3 protein-coding genes and 1 pseudogene are annotated in these 2,369 nt (G+C 67.4%); 2 read left to right on the forward strand and 2 right to left on the reverse strand.

Features of this window, described 5'->3' with window-relative positions; all coding sequences use genetic code 11:
* Positions 1 to 437, reverse strand: a pseudogene (locus GJ693_RS15480) (hypothetical protein); the annotation flags it as partial.
* The gene (gene mscL / locus GJ693_RS15485; RefSeq protein ID WP_156257140.1) at positions 434 to 883 is read right to left on the reverse strand and encodes a large conductance mechanosensitive channel protein MscL; all 450 of its coding nucleotides are present in this window, start codon (positions 881 to 883) and stop codon (positions 434 to 436) included. The gene mscL and the pseudogene GJ693_RS15480, both read right to left, overlap by 4 nt.
* A gap of 122 nt (positions 884 to 1,005) precedes the next feature.
* Between mscL and GJ693_RS15490 the strand changes: the two genes are divergently transcribed.
* Both GJ693_RS15490 and GJ693_RS15495 read left to right on the forward strand, forming a co-directional pair.
* Positions 1,006 to 1,605 (forward strand): LemA family protein, encoded by a 600-nt coding sequence (locus tag GJ693_RS15490; RefSeq protein WP_197042266.1) that lies wholly within the window; start codon positions 1,006 to 1,008, stop codon positions 1,603 to 1,605.
* A gap of 25 nt (positions 1,606 to 1,630) precedes the next feature.
* A partial coding sequence (locus tag GJ693_RS15495; RefSeq protein WP_156257142.1) for a TPM domain-containing protein occupies positions 1,631 to 2,369 on the forward strand: 739 nt, incomplete at its 3' end.

Here is a 2,369-nt window from a genome sequence, read left to right on the forward strand (position 1 = left end):
CTGGCGGTGAGCGCCCACACCCGGTTGCGCAAGGCCGCGGCGCGCGCCAGCTTGGCGGTTTCCGAAGGCAGCGGGCTGGTCACCCGCACCCGGGCATAATCGGCCAGCACGGCTTGCAGCGCGGGCCCGTGCGGCGCCGGCATCAGCCCGGCGCGCAGCCAGGCGGTGCCGATGTCGTTGGCTTCCTGCACCACCAGCTGGCGGCGCTCGTCATAGCGGTCGAGCGCCATCGAGAAGGTGAAGCCGAGCAGCAGCGCCAGTACCAGCAGGGCCGTGGATAGCACCTGGGCTTCGTCCTCGGCGGCGCCCTGGCCGCCGCCAAAGCGCCGGTGGCAGGCAAAGCCGGTCTCCGCAGACAGGAAGAAGAAGATGACCAGCACCGCCGGAATGGCGGCGAGGGGCACAAGATCCAGCAGCCCGGCGAGGCTGTTGATCAACCGCGGCCTTTCCGCAGTTCGTCGCGGATTTCGGCGAGCAGGGCTTCGCTCGGCGTTGGCCCGGGCGGCTCGGCTGGCGGCGCCGGCTCGGCGGCCTTGGGCGCCATCGCCTTGTTGGCGGCCTTCACCATCAGGAAGATGACAAAGGCGATGATGACGAAGTTGATGAAGGCGGTGATGAACTTGCCATAGCCGAACAGGGCGACACCGGCTTTCTTCAGGGCGTCATAATCGGTGGGGCTGCCCTTGTAATCGGCCGGGATGTCGCCGAGCACGACGAACAGGCTGGTGAAGTCGGCGCCGCCCGACACCAGGCCGATGATCGGCATCACCATGTCCTCGGTGAAGCTGGTGACAACCGCGCCGAACGCCGCGCCGATGATCACCGCCACGGCCAGATCGAGCACATTGCCGCGGGCAATGAAGGCCTTGAATTCCTGCAACATGGTATCCCCCCTGTTGAAATCCGTCAGCGCGCACTATCTTGGGTCAGGCAATGCGCAATCGCCACCAATAGTCTGACACAATCCGCGGCCTGCGCAAGCCGCTGCCATTGGAGACTTTTTCCATGACCAACGCCCTTCGTCGTCCCGCTGCACTGGCGGCTCTGGCCGGCACGGCGCTGCTGCTGTCGGGGTGCGGCGTCAACACGATTCCGGCCAAGGAAGAGGCGGTGAAGGCCAAGTGGGCCGACGTCGAGAACCAGTATCAGCGCCGCGCTGACCTGATCCCCAACCTCGTTGCCACCGTGAAGGGCTATGCCGCCCAGGAAAAGGACGTGCTGGAAAGCGTGACCAAGGCCCGCGCCAGCGCCACGCAGGTGACGGTGGATCCGACCAAGCTGTCCGACCCGGCCCAGCTGGCGCAGTTCGAGCAGGCGCAGGGCGCGCTCAGCCAGTCGCTCGGCCGGCTGCTGGTGACGGTGGAGAAATATCCGGACCTGAAGTCCAACGAACAATTCCTGCAGCTGCAGAGCCAGCTGGAAGGCACCGAGAACCGCATCGCGGTGGCCCGGCGCGACTACAACCTGGCCGTGCAGGACTATAACACCGAGATCCGCACCTTCCCGACGCTGATCACCGCCAAGGTGGTCTATGGCGCGCAGCCGATTGCGCCGTTCAAGGCCACGACCGTGAATGCCGACAAGGCGCCCGAGGTGAAGTTCTGAAACCCCCGTTCGGGGAGCACGACCAATGACGGCGTTGCGCCGGAACAACCTGCCGGCCCTGATGGTGTTGCTGGCAGCGCTGTGGGCCCTGCTCATGGCGCTGCCAGCGGCGGCCGAGCCCGTTTTCCCGAAACTCACCGGCCGCGTCACCGATGCGGCCGGGGTGTTGCCGGCCGACCGGGTGGCGGCGCTGGAGGCAAAGCTGAAGGCGCTGGAGGATACGACCGGCACCCAGCTGGTGGTGGCGACTGTGCCCGATCTCCAGGGCTATGAGATCGACGACTATGGCTATCAGCTCGGCCGGGCCTGGGGCATCGGCCAGAAAGGCACCAACAATGGCGCCATCCTGCTGGTGGCGCCGGCGCAGCGCAAGTTGCGCATCGAGGTTGGCTATGGCCTGGAAGGCGTGCTCACCGATGCCGTCTCCAGCCGCATCATTCGCCAGGTGATCGTGCCGCGCTTCAAGGCCGGCGACATGGCCGGCGGCATCGAAGCCGGCGCCGACCAGCTGATCGCACTGCTGCAGCTGCCACCCGACCAGCAGGCCGCCTTTGCCGCCCAGGCCAAGGCCGACACCGCGGGCCAGGATGATGGCCCCGGCTGGGGCGCGCTGGTCTGGCTGATCATCATCATCGTCTGGGTGATCATCGCCTCGCGGCGCGGCGCGCGCGGCCGGCGCAGCGGCCCGGTCATCATCTGGGGCCCTGGCATTGGCGGCAACTGGAGCGGTGGCGGCGGTTCCGGCTGGGGTGGCGGCGGTGGTG

It is taken from the genome of Sandarakinorhabdus oryzae (assembly GCF_009733735.1).
GTDB classification, from domain to species: Bacteria; Pseudomonadota; Alphaproteobacteria; order Sphingomonadales; family Sphingomonadaceae; genus Sandarakinorhabdus; species Sandarakinorhabdus oryzae.